We start from the raw sequence: 18,274 nt of genomic DNA on the forward strand, positions 1-18,274 counted from the left end.
GTCTTCCGGGTCGGGAGGGACCGCAATGGAGCTGCTCGCCGCGGCACGCCGAGAGACCGGCATCGTCGTTCGATCGATAGCTCCGGAGCATCCATTGCTGGGCGGCGGTGACGGCGCGCTTCGCCGCAAGGGCGACAAGCCGTCGATCTATCTTTCGTCCGCTCTTGCGCCCGACGTGGCTGCCTACGTGGAGGCGCACGAATTCGGTCACTTCTGGATCGAAACCCCGGACGAGCCTGCCGTAACACCCCGGAACTCGGACCCTGGAGCTCCGGAGGAGGGGACACCGCTCGGACTGCGGCGGGTCGAGGCGTATAGCCCGCAGGAATTGCGAGAGAGGTACGCGAACGTCTTTGCGCGAGAGTTTCTTCTGCCTGGTCCGGGGGCCGCTGCCCGCTTCGAGGCAGGTGCGTCCGGATCGACGATCGCAGCAGACCTCGGTGTGCCGATCGGCCTGGTAAACCAGCAACTCGCTGTTGCGTTCCTTCTTCCCGACGTTCCTATCCAAGCGAAGCCGGCGGATCGGGAGCGGCCGGGCCTCGACGATTCCCAGAAGGTGGCGGCCGAGTTCGAAGGAGCACCGCTGCTGGTGGAGGCCGGGCCCGGCACTGGTAAGACCCGCACGTTAATCGCCCGGATCGAGTATCTCCTGGCGAAGGGCGTTCCAGCACCATGTATCTTGGCGCTCACGTTTTCGAACAAGGCGGCTAGGGAGATAAGGGAGCGGGTCGCAGCCGCAGCGCCAGAGGCCGCGGCGGAGATATGGGCGGGGACCTTCCATGCCTTCGGGCTGGAGCTTCTCCGCAAATACGGCGCCCTCGAAGGCATCAAGGAGCCCGTCAAGCTTCTCGACCAGGCAGACCAACTCGCCTTCCTCGAACGAGATCTTCCACAACTCGGGCTCGACCATTATCTGCGGCTGCACGAACCGCTGTTTGAGCTCCGCAATATCACCAGCGCGATCTCGCGCGCCAAGGACGAGGTATTCTCCCCGGCCGAGTACGCGGCGGCGGCGGCGCGCATGCGCTCGAGGGCGGGCTCCGACGACGATGCCATCCTGCGTGCCGACAAGGCTGCGGAGGTCGCGCGGGTCTATGCCCATTACGAAACGCGTCTACGCGCAGACGGAAATGTGGATTTCGCCGATCTGATCAACAGGTCGATCGAGATACTGAAGAAGCATCCGGACGTCCGCGACGAGCTACATCGGCAGTACGTTCATGTCCTGGTAGACGAATATCAGGACGTTAATCGCGCCAGCGCCCTTCTTCTGAAGGAGCTCGCAGGCGATGGCGAACGACTTTGGGTCGTGGGTGACGCGCGGCAATCGATCTATCGCTTTCGGGGCGCGGCGCCGTCGAACACCACCGAGTTCGAGAAGGACTATCCGAACGGCAAGCGCCTCGCGCTGGCAGTCAACTACCGCTCGCGGAAGCAGATCGTCGAGACCTTCGGCGGTTACGCCCGTCGGATGACCGTGGGCGGCGGACGGAACAGCTCGCTGCGGTCCAGTCGCGGTCCCGGCGCCGATCCGATTGATTTCAACGTCGCGGCCGACAGGAGTTCAGAGATCGCGGGCATCGCCGCGGCGATCGAGCGATATCGCAAAGCGGGCTGTCCGTACCGGGACCAAGCGGTTCTCTGCCGATCGCATTCGAACCTTCAGAAGATCGCGGAAGGTCTCGAGGCATCCGGGATTCCGGTCCTCTACCTTGGTGACCTGTTCGAACGGCCGGAGATCCGCGATCTTCTTTCGATCCTTTCCTTCGTGTCCGAACGTCGGCGCGGCGGCCTGATGAGAGTGGCGACGCTTCCGCGCTGGCGCATGAAGTTGAGCGACGTCCGGGCGTTCCTGGCATTCGCCGAGCAGACCGACAAGACGCCGTTTGCGGCGCTCGCCGATATCGCTCGCCTCGAGGGCCTCTCGGCGGAAGGCAGGTCCGTCCTCGCGCGCCTCGGGTCGGACTTTGATGAAATCGGCTTCAAGACCGGCCCTGGACAGTTGTTGACCCATCTTCTGTTCGAGCGCGGCCTGATACGCGATTACCTTCCGGGAAATTCCGCGGCCGATCAGCAGCGGCGCCTCGCGATTCATCAGTTCCTGCAGTTCGCGATCGAGAACGACTGGTCGGACGAGGGCGATCCCAAGCGCCGGCTGCTCGGCTGGATCCGCAGGCTCGAGGCCTTCGGCGATGAGCGGGCGCTGCGCGAGATGCCCGCCGCGATCGAGGGGATCGACGCCGTCCGGCTCATGACCGTTCACGCGAGCAAGGGTCTGGAGTTCGCCGTCGTCCACCTGCCGGTGCTCGGCAGCGGAATTTTTCCGTTGAGGCGCATCGGGACCACGTGCCCGGCCCCGGCGGGCATGTTGCCCTCGACGGCCGAGGAATCTCACGCGGAGGAAGAGCAATGCCTCTTTTTCGTCGCTCTGTCCCGCGCCCGCGACCATCTGTCTCTGTCGCGCGCCTGTCGCTACTCCGACAGTCAGAGATCCAACCCGTCCCCCGCGCTGGATGCCATCGCGGAATTCTTGCCTCGCGAGCCGGACGCCGACCCGAATTGGACGAGAAGGCCGCCGGCGCGCGCCGTCGGAGGCGACCGGTCCGATCTCGCACGCGCAGCGCGCGAGCACGACGGCCGGGACATCGAGCTCTACCTGGGATGCCCGCGCCGCTACCTCTATCAGGTCATTTTGGGTCTCAGCGGTTCGCGGGAGGACAACGGCTATGTCCGATTTCACCGCACGGTCTATCGCGTGCTCGGCTGGATGGCCGCTCAGCCCGGGAAGGTGACGGCGGACGCTCTCAAGGCGGAGACAGAAGCGCGCTGGGCCGAGTCGGGACCGACGGACCATCCGCTGCAACCGTTGTATCGCGCATCGGCCCAAAGAATACTGGATCAAGCGAACGCCAGGCCGCGCAATGGGGTTCGCTTCGGGGAAACCCTTACCGCCGACATCGACGGCCACAACATCGCACTGAACGTGGACGAGATCGAACGGGACGGCCGCGGCTTCGTGCTGCGCCGGCTGCGCACGGGCAGATCGCCGAAGAATAGGCCCGATCACCGCGCGCTCCACGCTTTGATGGCGGAAGCAGGTCGACAAGAGCTCGGCAACGGCGGCAGGTTCGAGATCCGTTATCTATCCTCCGACGACGTCGTTCCGGTCTCCTTCGCTCGCGTCATGGCGGACAGGATCGACGAGGTCCGCGCCGTCGTGACGGGTTTGGCGAACGGCAGCTATCCCGCGGTCCAGTCGGAGGACTGCCCCCGCTGTCCGCACTATTTCATCTGCCAAGCCGTTCCCGACTGACTTCCGGTTTTGCCGTTCCGACGCGACTGATCCCTTAGAGCAGATCGACCGATCCTCGGTCGGCCGAACGAAAGGGCTTCAGAAATGCGTCCCATCGAAATCTTCATCCAAGGCGCCCGCGTCCCCGAGATATTGGTGGCGACCGCCGCGCCGGTCGACACCGTGGCAGGGGTGCTCGCGGGTCTCGATCATCCAATCCAGATTCGCGAAGAAACGCTGGTCTTCGTCGAGGATGTGCATGGACCGCTCGATCCGGAAACGTCCATCGAGGAGTTGCTGCCTCTGCGCTTCGACGAGGAGGCCATCGTGGCTCCGCTGCGTCTCCACGTCACGAAATGCCGGCATGTAGCGGTGTCGGTCCGCTTCAACGGCGAGAGCGAAAATCGTCGTTTTGCTCCGGGGTCGACCATCGGACGGGTGCATCACTGGGCAGCCCGCCGTGCATTTGGCCTCTCACCGCGCGACGCAGCCGAGCATGTTTTGCAGATCACCGGTACGGACAAGCGACCCGACCGGGACGTCCATATCGGCACGCTCACCGGCGACACCTGCGCCGTCGAGTTCGACCTCGTTCCGCGAAAGCGAGTGGAGGGCTGACGATGAATTGCTCGATGCGCCCGGACGAAGCCGTCTTCCGCCGGCACCTGGCCGGCGGGAGCTTCCGCACGGGCGTCGCCTCAGGCCGGTGGTGCACGGTCAGCGTGTCCTGGCCCTACGCCATCTTCAGCGTGCGCGCCGTCGACGGCATCGAATACGGTCTGCGGTTCGATTGCCAGGATTATCCCAGGACCCCGCCGACGGCGCGACCATGGGACATCGAACGTGACGCGCCGCTCGCTCCGGAGCGTTGGCCGACCGGTGCGAACCGGGTGTCCTTGGCCTTCAATCCCGGCTGGAAGAATGGCTCCTGCCTTTATGTGCCTTGCGACCGGCAGTCGATCGAGGGACACGCGAACTGGCTCAACGAGCATCCCAGTCTCATTTGGGATCCAGAGGTCGGCATCGTGCACTATCTCCGCATTGTGCACGATCTCCTCAATTCAGGTGATTACGGAGGCCGGCGTGTCCCATGAGCCTTGTCTCCGCGTCGCGCGACCGTTGTGGAATGAACTCGTCACCGAACTGCGCCGGCGCACAGAGGAGCGCCATGAGTCCGGCGCGTTTCTTCTCGGCCACAAGGGTGAGCTCGGGCGGATTGCGTCCGCCGTTGTGTACTATGACGAGCTCGACCCCCACGCCTACGACACCGGCGTTTGCGTTCTCCATGCCGACGCGTTCGCGAGGCTTTGGGACCATTGCGCCAGGCTCGGGCTTGCGGTGGTCGCCGATGCGCACGTCCATCCGTTTGGAGCGCAACAGAGCCTTTCCGACAGGCAGAACCCCATGATCGCGCGCGCCGGCCACATCGCGATCATCCTACCCCGCATGGCCAGCCCTCCCGTGCGGCGATGGTCGGTCGGCATCTACGAATATCTCGGCGACCATCGTTGGCGCGCACACGGCGGTTGTCGGCGCGGGCGCGTTCTCAAGATCGAGGATTCTCAGTGATGAATGACATCGACTTGCTGACCGACAGCCTGAACCGGCTTGTCAAACTGGCTCTCGATTCCGGGGAGGCGTCGAGCGTGGAAGAGGCCGGGCGCATCTTTGCCAGCTATCGCATGCAGATCGTGGTCGGACCCGATGTTGCGAAAAGCGCTGTGCTGCAGGCCGCCCTGCTTACGGCCGTCAATTGCGCGTCGCGCTGCATGCTCGGCGGCGTGACCGTGGTCGGCGCATGTGGATCGCTCCTAGTGGCTCTTCCGTCCTTCGGAGGGCTGCCGGACGCCATGCGCGGCTTGGGCGCACGGATGGCCGACGCGCCGGACCCGGCGGTCCCGACATTGGTGATTGGTGATGTCATGCCCGAAGGGATCGAGCGTCTCGCGATTCGTGCGACTTTCGCGCATTGGTGTGGCGGCGTCGTTCCGCTCGCGAGCGGCTTGAGGCTCGGGGAGAACGGCTCGTTCACGCCGGCGGGCGTTCTCGCTGGCGCCATTGGCGTCGCGGAGATTTTCCAGCGTCTTCGCGGCGGACTGCCCATGGCGTGCCGTCGTGCAGCGGGGCTTGATCTCTGGGACTACAGTCGCGACTGGATGCGTGGGACAGAGGCTCCGAGTGCGAGCCGTCTTCCGTCTTCGGCCTGGATTATCGGCCTTGGCAATCTCGGTCAGGCATATCTGTGGACGCTCGCGCTGCTTCCGTACGGCGGGGAGGCCGCGGAGTTGGTGATGCAGGACGTGGACGTGCTCGCCCCATCCAACGTCAGCACATCGCTTCTGACTTTCCTTGACATGATGCGGCGGAAGAAGACCAGAGCGCTCGCCGACTGGGCCGACGCTCGCGGGTTCAAGACAAGGATCATAGAACGTCCCTTTGCGGCGGACTTCCGGATCGGCGCGCGCGAGCCGTCGGTCGCGCTCGTCGGCGTGGATAACGCGTTGGCGCGGCAGGCTGTCGAGGATGTGGGTTTCGCGCGCGTGATCGAGGCGGGCCTAGGTCGTGGCCCGCAGGACTATCTCGGCATCGACCTGCATACCTTTCCGGCGTCGAAGCCCGCGCGGGAGGTCTGGGCGGACATCTCACCATCCGATCCCGAAATCTCACAGCCGGCATACCGCGCGATGCTTGAAGCTTCTGGCGACCGCTGCGGCATCGTGCGTCTCGCTGGCCGCTCGATCGGCGCGCCCTTCGTCGGCGCCGTTGCTGGCTCCATGGTCGTCAGCGAGCTGGTGAGGTTGTCGCTCGGCGGGCCCAGACACGAACTCGGGTCCTGCCATCTCCGCGATCTCCAAGGCAGAACGATCGTAATGGGAAGGCCGTGGGAAGCCTTCAATCCCGGAAGTGTCGGGATCGCCGCATGACGAGTGCACCGGCAAGCACAGCGATCCCGCCTTTGGCAGGTCTTCTCGCTTGTTGGGTATGGATCTGTCCGCGAACTGGTCTGCAGGACCAGAAACGCAAACAGCCTCCTCGACGGCGTACAATCTGGATTGATTCCCTTGGACATGTGTCGCCCTAGGAGGCACTCAGCCAGCTCCGATGTGAAAAGAACGATCAATTCGAGGTCCAAATGCTCGACAAGCGTACCAGCGAACCACACGTCATCTGCCCGAGGTGCAGCCACCAGATTCCACTAACCGAATCGCTTGCCGCGCCGCTACTCGAGGCTGAGCGGGAAATCCATCGGCGCGAATTGGACGCCAAGGAGGGTGACTACCGCCAAAGGATGGATGACGTCTGTCGTAAGGAGGAAGAGCTTGCCCAAGCGCGGGCGGCGATTGCCGACGAGATTGCACAGCGGCTTCAGGAGAAAACCGATCAGATCAGGATAGAGGAGCAGAAGAAAGCTAAGGAAGCGGCTGCCGCCGAACTGCAACTTTCGAGAACCCAGCTTGCCGAGATGCAGGATACTCTCACGCGATACGATGCCAAGCTCGGCGAAGCGCAGCAGGCACAGGCGGAGGTGCTTCGCAAACAGCGTGAACTTGACGAACAGAAGCGCGAACTCGACCTAATTGTCGAGAAGCGCGTCAACGCCAGCCAGACAGAGATCCACGTCAAGGCTCGCCGGGAGGCTGAAGACGAGCTCAAGGCACAGGTCTCGCAGAAGGACGCCCAGATCGAGTCCATGGGGCGGACTATCGAGGAGCTAAAGAGAAAGGCAGCCCAGGGATCGCAGCAGACCCAGGGAGAGGCACTCGAGCTTGAGCTTGAGGCTCTTCTCCGGACCAATTTTCCGCTCGATCAGGTCGACCCGGTCGGGAAGGGCGAGTCGGGCGGGGACATCCTCCAAAGAGTGAATGGCCAAATCGGGCCGCCGGCGGGCACGATCCTTTGGGAGCTCAAGTCGACCAAGCATTGGAACGAGGGGTGGCTCTCGAAGCTGCGCGAAGACCAGCGGGGCGTGAAGGCTGAGGTCGCGCTCATCGTTTCCCAGGCGCTGCCGAAGGAAGTAGAGACCTTCGGCCTGATCGATGGCGTCTGGATCGCGCATCCTCGCTGCGCCATTCCAGTCGCGATCGCGCTCCGGCACTCTCTCGTCGAACTAGCGGCGCTGCGCGGCGCGCAGGCAGGTCAGCAAACGAAGATGGAGCAGATCTATCAGTACCTGATCGGGCCCCGCTTCCGTCAACGTGTTGAGGGCATCATCGAGAAATTCGAAGAGCTGAAGAGCGACTTGGACAAGGAGCGCAAGTTCATGACCCGGGTCTGGGCCAAGCGCGAGGGTCAGATTCAGGGCGTCATAGAGACCACCGTCGGCATGTACGGTGATTTGCAGGGTATCGCCGGCAAGGCGTTGCCTGAGATCCCCAGCCTGGACATTCCGCTGCTTGAGGGACCCGAGAATGAGTAGGGGTCGGTTCACCATTTATCAGGATGCTCAGCCCCCGAGGGCCAGCAGCACGCTTCATTGAATCTTGAGCATTGTCGCTACCCGCTCAAATTGGTTCTTGTGGCTGTGGAACGCATACTCAACCATCACGGCTGAGCTTGGTTCTGATTCTCCCACGTGGGACTTTTCCTTCCGCCGATTAACCTCCGACACGTAGGAGTGAGGTGCTGCGATGAACGACCTTATGGCCGTGCCCGAATGGACGCAGGTGCGTCAAAAGAGCGGCCTTGATCCGCTTGGCCTACAGGCGGCAAGCGTACGGCTTTATCAAGCTCTGCTTCCTGGGATCAGCAACGTGACGCTGCGGACCAGGTACTACGGACTATATGCTTGGCTGAGCGAGCAGTACGCGAAGCGAAACCACGATGCCGATTCCGAGGCCTGGAAGAGGACCGTGCGGCGTGCGGAAGCGTTGTACGCCCTAACTGCCGCGAGAGCGAATCTCGAAGGAGAGCACCAGGAGACCGGAGTTGCTGGGGTTCTGTGGGCGCAGAGGAGGCTCGCGCAGCATGAGGGCGGTGCAATAGATTTTGCAGCGCATGCCGATCCGGGTGCGGACTCAACTCCGTACCTGCAACAGGCATGGGGAGCCTTCGGCGCGGCCTACGAAAGTCAGCTCAGGGAGGCTGGAGTGCTGGGAGACGCCGAGGCTCACTCACTCTCGGTGCCGACGGAAATCATCGGTGATGATTTTTCCGGGGTTTTTGCCAGAGCTGCCGGCGAGGCGGGTGAAAAGTTCCTGAAGATCGTAAAGGCGGGGAGGGTATCGCTCAACACGCTCGACGAGCTCGCGCCAATTCTCCCGTCGCGTATCCACCCGCAGAGCCATGAGCGCGACGCCTACGAACGCATGCTTTTTGCCGGATACCCGGACGCCACCGAGAATGACCACGCGCGGAGGAAGACACTCACGCTCGTTCTTCGAGTAATCCAGCTCCTGGGCGAAGATGTCGAAGCCGGTGACATGCGATGGCTGCTCTATGCGGGGCACGACTGGGAGGGCAAATCTATCGAGATCCCCGAGCCGGAACTAGAAACGCAACGTCGAGGCTGGTGGGCGTATCAGGCCGGCGATCTGGGGCGCATGGCCTATGAGGCGCTGCTGAAGTGGCTACTTGATACGTTGGAATCCTATCAGTCCGGACTGACGACGGACCAGTTGATCGACGCAGCGCTCGACAGGCTCGAGGTCACGCAAGCTGGGTGGCCGAAGACCTGGTCGGATCTCGTTGCCGCATTGCCGAAGGCCGGTCATTGCTTGGCGTCCGACGAGCCCACGTCGGAGTTGGCGCTGAGTTGGGATGTTCTCGAGGCGGGAACGGACGAGCGCCAAGCTCCGGTGCGCAGCGCGCAGGCGGCTATCGAGCTCATGGCAGTGCTCACCAGACAGTGTGCCGACCACAGGCAGTTCTTCGCGAACCAGCATGGTGGCGATCATCCCGATGCGCCAGGTCGGTCTTTTGCCAACGAACTCAGCTTCCTCGATGGCCAGGCCGGGACACCTATCCCCGACCTGCTCAGGTTGATCTTCAAAAAACGAATCTTGCAACGCCACCTTTGGGTCGCGATGCGCAAGCTACAGTATCAGCGTGACTACACGTTCTTGGTCGAGACCCACGACGGCCGGCTTCGTCTGCGTGCAAAAGACGGACCCGTCGCCACCAATCCTCGCCTTGGACCCGCGCTGACCTTCCTCAAAGACATCCACCTCGTGGACGAAAACGGGCTCACGAAGCGTGGTAACCGCCTGGCGAGCGCCGCATGAAACTGTACGAGGCCTTTCAGGATACCGGTTTCCATACCACAATCATGACGACGTTTTGCGTCGAGTTTGACGCTTTCGAGTCGATCGCACTAAGTCGCCTTCGGGGTGCCGGATGTCGTAATGTGATGCTCGTCTGCGACGCGGACATGTTGGGTCTCGCTCTCGCCGAGGCGGCAAGCGCGCCAAAACTCGCCGGGACAAATTATCTGGTGGCCAAGGCCCGAGCCGATGGCGTCTTCCATCCTAAGGTGATTGTGCAGATCGGCAAGAACCGGGGCAGGCTGATCGTGGCCTCCGCGAACGCCACCGCCTCCGGACTTGCCGGTAATCTTGAACTAGCCGCGGCCATCGAGTGCAGCGCGCAGGAAAGCCCGGCGCGCGGTCTGGTGCTTGCAGGGTGGCGTTATGCGCTGCAGTTCCTCGATCCCAGACAAAAGGCGGTCGAAGACAAGCTACGCTGGGCGCGCGACCGCAGTGCATGGCTAAGCGAACAATCCTATCCCGACGCTGTTGTCGAGCTTGCGGACGGGACGAAGGCAGGCTTCCTGGCATCCGACGGGGCGGCGGGGTTGTCCGCACGTTTTACCGACCTAATCGGGGCGCAGCGTGCGGTGGATAGACTGACTGTCCTGTCACCGTACTGGGATGACAATCTCGCCGCCCTCGACAACCTGCGGACCACGCTCCGACCAAAGAAGACCGTGCTTCTGATCGATGCCGAACAAAGAGCATTTCCGGCGGAGGCTCTGCCGCGAAAGGCTCCTATCCAGGTGTCCGATTTGCGCGGCTTCAGCCCGACACATCTCCCAGAAAAGAATAGCCGCTTCATCCACGCCAAGATGATCGTCGCAACGATTGGAGGAGTGGATCATGTCTTGGCCGGCAGCGCGAACTGCACGCTCGCCGCCTTGGGCACCGCAAGCCGCCCTGGCATCAACCAGGAGGCCTGCCTTTACCGTCGGCTGCCCGCGGGTGCGCTATTCAATCGCCTCGGGCTCACGCCCCTGCTCGATGCGGATCGGGCGATGAGGCTGGAAGAAATCCCCAAGATGCAGCCGCAGGAGAAATTGCCATTGGATGAGATGGAGGCTCGCGATCCCGGAACGTTCGAGCTGATCTACGAAACGATCCACTGGTGGCCTTCAACCGTAGCTATGGCGTCTGCTCACGATCGCGGCCACTGCACACTGGAATTGCTCGACGCCAATTGCCGGCCTCTCGGATTGAAGGCAGAGCCCTTGCCGCATTCAGGCGCGGACCGGAAGTTCAGGATCGAGCAGTCCGGGCGGCCGCCAGTCTTCGCGAGATTCCGCCATCGTGACGGTACGAACTCCTGCACCGCCGTAATCGCGCGCGTCCAGGATCTGCAAACGCAGACCAGAGATCCGTTGACCGTCGGCACCGAACGGGCAATCCGCGAGCTCGAAATGGACGACGACGAGGGGCTGTGGCTGCTGGACGTGATCCAGACCCTGTCAGCCCCGCCGGGAGAGAAGCCAGCAACGGCGCAGGCGCGCGTAGGAAAGACGAACAAGGCCGACGACGAGAAACCTCCAGGGCAACTCGACTACGAAGCCTTCATGCGAGGGCGACGCCGCGAGATCAAGGGTTCGGAGGCAGAAAGAAGCGCACTAAGCGGTAGCCATGCATCATTCGTGCGCGCCGCGCTGAACCGGCTGATTGGATTGAAGTCGGCAGCGCTCCAAGGCGCTGGCGACATCAGCCAAGAAGAGGCTGCCACCGCGCTGGACACCGGCGACGAGACGGCTGGCACGAACGATGCGCTTGAGCAGGGCTTCAACCCGCGTGATCCAAAGCAATCCCCGAAAGTGGCGGTGGAGTTGTCCAGAAAGCGACGGCAGGCGGACATCGCCGCCATCGTAGCGGCTGTGGACGATTACACCGAGGACCTGCGTCAGCCAAACCGCATGCTCGATGAAATCGACATCCTCCGGCTACGGGCAATGCTCATGATCATAACGGTCGCCGGGTGGCCTGGAGTGGTCAAGGGGTCGTATAAGCCTTCGCAGGTCCAGGTACTGCCTTGCTACGATCCGACCCACACGGAAACTTGGCCGCGGCTAATCGGCCGCGTACTGGCCGTCGTTTTCAGCGGACCCAGTCCCGCTCTTCGGCGTCTGTTGCTCGATCGTAGCCACGACAGACTTCCGGACGACCTGCTCGAAACGCTGGCTTGCTGTGCTTGGTCGGCAAATGCCGCTGCGACAGCGACCAGAATAAATCCAGCTTGTGCGAAACTCGCTCCGTTTCTGAACACCCTTGCCACCGCTGTTATGGCGTTCATGAAACTGTCCCGCGAGGAAATGGCGGCGCCGTCCTTTGCGGCTGTGCTAGAAAACCTAGACCAACGCTTCGGAAAGCGGCTTCAACTTCCACCGCTGGCCGGCATTCTCGTCAAACCACAAAAGGATTCCGCCCTTACCTGTGGGGTAGCCCCTGCAGACGTACTAAGAGATCAAGATGCCTTGGTTGGTTCTCCCGGCTGGCCGATGACCCCTGAATGGCAGGTTGGCGGGCGACGGTGATTCTGATTCTGCGGACCCCGCTTGAACAGGGATTGCACACCCTCCGGAATTTGGTGGGCGCGCAGCGCGAGTTGCAGCAACGCCGCCGATGTTCGTCTCCGGTCCGTGCGTACTTCCGGTACTCTGAATTCGCCACGACTAGTCGTGCGGGCATCACCAGTCGAGAAACTTCGAATCCGGCTGGGCGCGAAAGCGGTTGAAATCACGGCGGCCGTGACGAGGGATGTAACGTGTCGACGACCTGTCGGCACGACGGTAGGGGGGCATTGCTCTTCCGAGATCTCCCAGCAGCAGCCGCTGCAGCGTGCGGATCTCGCCTCCGGGAGCCGCGCCTAGGCGGCCAGCCACAGGCAGCCGGTTCTTCCAAGATAGGTGGCCGCGTCGACGGAATTTGCAGACATTTCAGTGAGATGCTACTTCATGAGAGCAAAGAATCGCCGTCGATTGCAGGGGAAAAGTCTCGTCGGCGGCCCCGATCGCTTGCCGCCGCGTGCAACCCATGGGACGGTTTTCGGGATTGCACAACGCAGGGAAGGGCGATGGCGACCTAGATTCCGTTTCCAAGCCGACGGACGACGGCCTCCCAAAAGGGAGAAAAGAGCGGTTCCTTGTGAATTCCACGGGCTTGGAGCTCATCAAGCAGGCCGCAATCGGACTGGACAAGACCGCATCCGAAGTCACGGAGGAGGCGGCCAACGACTGGCGCGAGCTTCAACGCGCTGGAGACAGGGAGCTGTAGCGAATTCGATGGCGGGGGCAGCCGATACTTACAACGATATCGATCTCGCTTGGCTGATGCGGCTGAGGACAGTCGTGGCACGCCTGGGCGAAATGGACTGCGCCCGCTGGTGGAATTCGCAAGGGCAGCTCGGGCGCCAGGGCGTAAACGTGCTGCGGCGGGGCTTTCCGCGAACCCACTACTTCGCCCAGGCGAAGTCAGTGCAGATGATCGCGGCCGCGCGTTGCGCGGAGATCTTCGACCCGCCGGGATCGATCAACCTCTGGCGCCTTCCGGACGATCTGGAAGACCGCCTGGATTCGATCTGGGAGGGCTGGCTGGACGCCGCCGGCGACTGGCAGCCGTTCTTCGAGCGCGTGGCCAGCCTGAAGGCGGCCGACGTCGCGGCCACGCTCAAGGAGTTCGAACTGGTCACGGACGCGGAGGTCGAGGCCTTCGCCAAGGTCAAGAAGTCCTCCGACGGGCGGTCCATCCAGATGCCGGAGAAATTCGACGGTCGGCGGCGTGTCGTCGCCTTGCTGGCACTTTCCTTCTCTGGGAGCTTGCCGGGCAATCTGGTCGTTCCCTACGCGCGGATGGCCGACGCATGAAGATCCGCCCCGAATGGTCGCAGCGCCTCCTGCGCAAAGGTGTGCTGGTCCAAGAGACCTATGAGCTCTTTTCCGCTTGGGACGACGGGTTGTCGCTCGCGGACAACCTGAAGGCCGCTCTCGCCGGCAAGCACAAGACTGCGGGCTGGGAGCGGGAGGTCAATGCCACCCTGAAGCGTCGACTGCGCGACATCGATCAGGTGCGCCCTCTGATCGCCCTCGCCAAGAGAGGAATGCCCCTCGTCGACTGGCGGGACTGCCTGCGCCTGTGGATCGGGGCCACGGAGCAGCCGTTCCACGACTTCGCGATGGGTTGGCTGTTCAATGAGCATGAGAAGGGGCGTTACCAGATCCGCTCCGAGGATGTGCGGCCGGTCTTCGAAAAGGCCGCCCTCGCCAGGGGCTCGAAGGCGAAGTCCTTTTCCGAGTACGGCCAGCTTCGGAGTGCGCGCGATCTGTTGAGGATGGCCGTCGATCTCGGCATGCTGGCAGGCGAGGGCCCCGCCAAGACCTTCGCCTCGATCGCCATGAGCGACGACGTGACCATGTTCTACGCCCACATGATCAGCGAGATCGAGGGCAACACCACCAAGATGCTCTCCAGCCGCCTTTGGCGCTTGGCCTACATGGCGCCGACCGACGTCCATGTCGCGCTTCTGCGCCTCCACCAGTACAAGCGGCTCAACTACGAGGTGGCCGGGAATATCGCCCAGGTGGGCCTCCCGTTTAAGAGCGCATTGGAATGCGCCGAGAGGGTTGCGGCATGAGCGATTTCGAGAAGCGCCTGCGCAATGATCTGGAGCCGCATCTGGCGGCCGCGGATCCGCGCGCCAAGATCAGCGCCTATCATGACATGCCCTACGCGCTCTTCCGGTACGATCCGGAGCAGGAGTACCCGCTGCGGCGGGAGCTGACGATGCTGACCACGCGCCTGACCCAGAAAGGCAAGCGTGTCACCCGCATCTCGCTGGCGGATTGCCTCTCGGAGGCCATGACCTCGCAGCGTCCTCTCGAGGATTGGTACGACGCCGAGCGATCGGGGACGGTCGAGGAGACGATCCAGACCATCACCAACATCCTCGAGGAATATGCGCCCTTGGTGGACCTCGTCGCGGCCCGCATGCCGACCGAGCCGGATCCCAAAAAGGATGTCGTGCTGATCTCGCGCACCGGCGCCCTGTTCCCCGTTTATCGCACCTTCTCCTTGCTGGAGCAGCTCAAGGGGCGAGTCCATGTCCCGACGATCCTGTTCTATCCGGGCGATCTCGACGGAGCTTCGGGCCTTCGCTTTATGGGCGAACTCGACGCCGAGCACAATTATCGACCGAAGATCTTCTGAGGAATGACCAACGTGGCCAAGATCGCATCACTGTTCGCCAGCGACATCACTCGGCAGATCGAGGAAGTCATCAAGGTCGACCAGACGTCGTCGGAGATCATCGCCTCCGAAATCGACGAGTACGTCGTCACGGACGCGATCAAGAAGCACTACGTCCACGTCCTGGAGCGCTACCAAGAGACCCCTCAGAAGCCCCATGAAGGCGTCGCCATCTGGATCTCCGGCTTCTTTGGCTCCGGCAAGTCGAGCTTCGCCAAGGTGTTGGGTCTCGCGATCGAGGATCGCGACATCCTCGGGGTGCCCGCCGCGGAGCGCTTTGCCGCGCGCGCCGGCGACCCGAAGCTCTCGGTCGTCCTCAAGACCATCAACGAGAAGATCCCCACGCACACCGTCATTTTCGACGTTTCGACGGACAGGGGCATCCGGTCCGGCAATCAGATGCTGACCGAAATCATGTACCGGCTTTTCCTTGCGAGCCTGGGCTACGCCAAGGAGATCGATCCCGCCGAGCTGGAAATCGCCCTTGAGACCGAGGGGCGCCTCGAGGAGTTCAAGAAGGTCTTCCAGGAACTGCACGGAAAGTCCTGGGACACCCAGAAGAACTTGCCGATTTTCGCGCTCAACCAGGCGAGCGCCGTCCTCCACAAGCTCGAGCCGGCCACGTACCCGATGGCGGACTCCTGGTCGAAGGGGCGCCCGAAGATCGACATCACGCCGGGCCGTCTGGCCGACCGGATCGTGGAGTTGATGAAGCGCCGCAAGCCGGGGCACTCGCTGATCTTCGTCGTCGACGAAGTCGGCCAGTTCGTGGCCCGGGACACCCAGAAGATGCTGGACCTGCAGGCCATCGTGCAGCAGCTCGGCGTCAAGGGCCGCGGCAAGTATTGGATCGCGGTCACCTCGCAGGAACGCCTGAGCGAGGTCGTGAGCGGCCTCGACGACCGCCGGATCGAGCTGCCGAAGCTGATGGATCGCTTCCCGCTCCAGGTCCACCTGGAGCCGTCCGACATCTCCGAGGTCACCAGCCGCCGCGTCTTGGCGAAGAACGCCGCCGCGGAGACCGCCCTCGGCAAGCTCTACGACGACAACCGTGCCCGCCTCGATCTGAATTCCAAGCTGACGGCCGACGTCTCCTTGCCGACGCTGTCCAGGGAGCGGTTCGTCGACCTCTATCCGCTGCTCCCCTATCAGATCGATCTGATCATCGACATCGTCTCGGGCCTCCGCATGCAGGGCGGCGCCAGCAAGCATGTCGGCGGCGCCAACCGCACCATCATCAAGCTCGCCCAGCAGCTCCTGATCAACCCGGCCACCAAGATCGCCGACGCCCCCGTCGGCGCGCTGGTGCGCCTCGACCAGGTCTATGATCTCGTCGAAGGCAACATCAATTCCGACATCCGCGCCAAGATCATCTCCATTCCGGCCAAGCTTCAGCATCCCATGGCGCAGGCCGTGGCGAAGGTCGTGTGCCTGCTGCAGTTCGTCCGGACGGTCCATCGGACGCCCGAAAACATCGCGGCCGCCCTGGTAGATCGGGTGGATGCCGAGTCCAAGCTCACCGAAGTGCGCGAAGCGCTGACTGAGCTCGAAGCCAAGCACATGGTCCGCCAGGGTGATGGCGGCTACCGCATCCCGACGCCGGCCGAAGACGACTGGGATCAGACGCGGGCATCGATCGATCCCAAGCGGGCCGACGAACGGCGCCTTTACGCCTCGGTGCTGGCCGGGTTCTGGGCCCCGCAGCCCGGCTTCACGTTGGGCGACGCCAAGACGTTCAAGGCAGGCCTGATGGTCGGCGGCAACGAAGAGGTCGCCGGCGACGTCGCGTTCCATCTCGATCTCGCCGACACCGCCGACCAGGCGCTGGTCGAAGCGGAAACTCTGCGCAAGCGCAGCCAGATGGATCAGAAGGACGTCTTCTGGAGCATCGCTCTCGACCAGGACATCAAGCGCGAGATGCGCGAGGCCTTCCGCTCGGACGAGATGATCAAGCGAAAGGGGCGCGGCGCGCCGACCGCCGACGAGACCGCGCTCATCGCCGAGGAGAAGGTCCGGCAGCGCAACCACATGCAGGAGCTCGGCCGGCGCCTGAAGGCGGCTTGCCTCGCAGGCAAGGTGTACTTCCGCGGCAACGACCGCAGCCCCGCCGGCACCGTCACCGAGGTCGGGAAGGCGGTCACGGGCGTGCTGCAGCAGGTGCTTCCCGACGTCTACAACCGTTTCTCCGAAGCCTCCGCCAAGAAGAACGACGTCACCAAGGGCATCGATGCCCTGCTCACGGCGGAGAACCTCTCGGGCCTGCCCAACGTGTTCTCGCATCTCGAGCTGCTGCGGGACGAGCAGAACAAGAGGGTGTTCCGGACCGATGTCGTGCCGCTGTCGGAGATTCTCACGAAGATCGAAGAGCGCGCCGCCTACGGCGAGCAGGTGACCGGCAAGTACCTCGAAGACGAGTTCCTGAAGCCGCCCTTCGGCTGGGACTTCGACGTCGTGCGGCTTCTGACCCTGTCTCTGCTCAGGGCAGGAAAGATCGAGGCAACCTCGAAGGGGCAGGTGATCGACCAGGCCACCACCACCGTGGCCAAGGACTGCTTCTCCGGCAACAACATGTTCCGCGCCGCCAGCTTCCGGCCGAAGAAGGGGATCGACTTCGCAGTCCTGGCGGAAGCCGGCGAGAACTACCGGGACACGTTCGGCGACGAGGTCAAGGAGCTGGCGCCGGGCCCGATCGCGGCCGAGATCCGTGCCGCGATCGAGCGCCACGAAGAGGGCCTCGATGGCGTTCTCGGCACCATGCGCTCGGCCCAGCTTCCGGGTGCCGACGTCCTCGAAAGCGCCGTCAACCAGATGCGGGCGATCCGCCGCGGCAACGAAGAGAACGCCATCCTCACCTTCAACGCCTCGCACAAGAGCCTGAAGGACGCGATCAAGCGGGGCTCGGATCTGGCCGCGGTCCTCAACGACGCGGCGTTGAAGACGATTACGGATGCCCGCGCCGCCGCCAAGCTCGTCCCCGTCTTGGAGGAGGAGCCGGAGCTCGACAGCGTCTATCCGGAGCAGGGCAAGCTTCTCGGCGACCTTCTCGGACGGGAAACGTTCTTCAGGGAGATCGGGGCGATCTCGAAGGCCGCCGCCTCCATCCAGGCCGAGTACAAGCGTCGCTACGACGCGGCTTTGGACGGCCGGGTCAATGCCTATCTGGACGCGCTCGAGGTGCTGACGAAGACGCCTGGCTGGGAGCGGCTCGACGATGCGCAGCGGGACGAAGTCTCGCGCCACCTCCGCCAGTGCGCCGACAAGAACTGGAACAACCAGACGATCCGCCATCTCCGGTCGGAAGCAGAGCTGGCGGACAGCCGCCTGGCCACCGCCACGGCCAAGATGCACCAGATACTCGAAGGCGAGCGCCTGGCGACGGTGTCGGTCGGTCAGTTCTTCTCGGGCGGCATCGAGACCGAGGAGCAGTTGGATCAGGCACTGGAGGGGATCAGGGATGAATTCTCGCGGCTCATCGGCGAGGGCAAGAAAGTGATCGTCAGGTAGGGCT

General features: G+C 63.2%; 12 protein-coding genes. All 12 read left to right on the forward strand.

Features of this window, described 5'->3' with window-relative positions:
• Positions 1-25: 25 nt before the first annotated feature.
• The 12 genes from WN73_RS39320 (at position 26) to brxC (ending at position 18,270) form a co-directional block, all read left to right on the forward strand.
• Positions 26-3,313, forward strand: coding sequence for an ATP-dependent helicase (locus tag WN73_RS39320; protein ID WP_271557627.1), 3,288 nt, complete (start codon positions 26-28; stop codon positions 3,311-3,313).
• A gap of 84 nt (positions 3,314-3,397) precedes the next feature.
• Entirely contained in the window at positions 3,398-3,910 is a 513-nt protein-coding gene (locus WN73_RS39325) for a hypothetical protein (RefSeq protein WP_271557629.1), read from the forward strand.
• A 14-nt stretch (positions 3,911-3,924) separates the two neighbouring features.
• Positions 3,925-4,386, forward strand: coding sequence for a DUF7665 family protein (locus WN73_RS39330; RefSeq protein ID WP_271557631.1), 462 nt, complete (start codon positions 3,925-3,927; stop codon positions 4,384-4,386).
• Entirely contained in the window at positions 4,376-4,861 is a 486-nt protein-coding gene (locus tag WN73_RS39335) for a hypothetical protein (RefSeq protein ID WP_271557632.1), read from the forward strand. The genes WN73_RS39330 and WN73_RS39335 overlap by 11 nt, the downstream gene beginning before the upstream one ends.
• Positions 4,861-6,216, forward strand: coding sequence for a hypothetical protein (locus tag WN73_RS39340; RefSeq protein ID WP_271557633.1), 1,356 nt, complete (start codon positions 4,861-4,863; stop codon positions 6,214-6,216). The genes WN73_RS39335 and WN73_RS39340 overlap by 1 nt, the downstream gene beginning before the upstream one ends.
• Positions 6,217-6,425: 209 nt before the next feature.
• The gene (locus WN73_RS39345; protein WP_271557635.1) at positions 6,426-7,709 is read left to right on the forward strand and encodes a DUF2130 domain-containing protein; all 1,284 of its coding nucleotides are present in this window, start codon (positions 6,426-6,428) and stop codon (positions 7,707-7,709) included.
• A 211-nt stretch (positions 7,710-7,920) separates the two neighbouring features.
• Positions 7,921-9,513 carry a hypothetical protein gene (locus WN73_RS39350; RefSeq protein ID WP_271557636.1) on the forward strand — a complete coding sequence of 531 codons (1,593 nt, stop codon included), beginning with the start codon at positions 7,921-7,923 and terminating at the stop codon, positions 9,511-9,513.
• Positions 9,510-12,059, forward strand: coding sequence for a hypothetical protein (locus tag WN73_RS39355; protein WP_271557638.1), 2,550 nt, complete (start codon positions 9,510-9,512; stop codon positions 12,057-12,059). Before WN73_RS39350 ends, WN73_RS39355 begins: the two co-directional genes overlap by 4 nt.
• 747 nt (positions 12,060-12,806) lie before the next feature.
• On the forward strand, positions 12,807-13,388 hold the full coding sequence (locus WN73_RS39360) for a BrxE family protein (RefSeq protein ID WP_271557639.1): 582 nt from the start codon (positions 12,807-12,809) through the stop codon (positions 13,386-13,388).
• Entirely contained in the window at positions 13,385-14,155 is a 771-nt protein-coding gene (locus WN73_RS39365) for a BrxA family protein (protein WP_271557642.1), read from the forward strand. Before WN73_RS39360 ends, WN73_RS39365 begins: the two co-directional genes overlap by 4 nt.
• Entirely contained in the window at positions 14,152-14,727 is a 576-nt protein-coding gene (locus WN73_RS39370; RefSeq protein ID WP_271557644.1) for a BREX protein BrxB domain-containing protein, read from the forward strand. The genes WN73_RS39365 and WN73_RS39370 overlap by 4 nt, the downstream gene beginning before the upstream one ends.
• Before the next feature lie 12 nt (positions 14,728-14,739).
• Positions 14,740-18,270: a BREX system P-loop protein BrxC gene (gene brxC, locus WN73_RS39375; RefSeq protein ID WP_271557646.1), complete on the forward strand. Its 3,531-nt coding sequence runs from the start codon at positions 14,740-14,742 to the stop codon at positions 18,268-18,270.
• Positions 18,271-18,274: the final 4 nt, after the last annotated feature.

Origin of the sequence: Bradyrhizobium sp. CCBAU 45394, from assembly GCF_028128655.1 — a bacterium.
GTDB lineage: Bacteria > Pseudomonadota > Alphaproteobacteria > Rhizobiales > Xanthobacteraceae > Bradyrhizobium > Bradyrhizobium diazoefficiens.

Bases quoted from the DNA above. Each gene is read 5' to 3' on its own strand.
- WN73_RS39345 (WP_271557635.1), top strand. From the start codon at position 6,426: ATGCTCGACAAGCGTACCAGCGAACCACACGTCATCTGCCCGAGGTGC.
- WN73_RS39360 (WP_271557639.1), top strand. From the start codon at position 12,807: ATGGCGGGGGCAGCCGATACTTACAACGATATCGATCTCGCTTGGCTG.
- WN73_RS39340 (WP_271557633.1), top strand. From the start codon at position 4,861: ATGAATGACATCGACTTGCTGACCGACAGCCTGAACCGGCTTGTCAAA.
- WN73_RS39320 (WP_271557627.1), top strand. From the start codon at position 26: ATGGAGCTGCTCGCCGCGGCACGCCGAGAGACCGGCATCGTCGTTCGA.
- WN73_RS39355 (WP_271557638.1), top strand. From the start codon at position 9,510: ATGAAACTGTACGAGGCCTTTCAGGATACCGGTTTCCATACCACAATC.
- WN73_RS39350 (WP_271557636.1), top strand. From the start codon at position 7,921: ATGAACGACCTTATGGCCGTGCCCGAATGGACGCAGGTGCGTCAAAAG.
- WN73_RS39330 (WP_271557631.1), top strand. From the start codon at position 3,925: ATGCGCCCGGACGAAGCCGTCTTCCGCCGGCACCTGGCCGGCGGGAGC.
- WN73_RS39370 (WP_271557644.1), top strand. From the start codon at position 14,152: ATGAGCGATTTCGAGAAGCGCCTGCGCAATGATCTGGAGCCGCATCTG.
- WN73_RS39325 (WP_271557629.1), top strand. From the start codon at position 3,398: ATGCGTCCCATCGAAATCTTCATCCAAGGCGCCCGCGTCCCCGAGATA.
- WN73_RS39365 (WP_271557642.1), top strand. From the start codon at position 13,385: ATGAAGATCCGCCCCGAATGGTCGCAGCGCCTCCTGCGCAAAGGTGTG.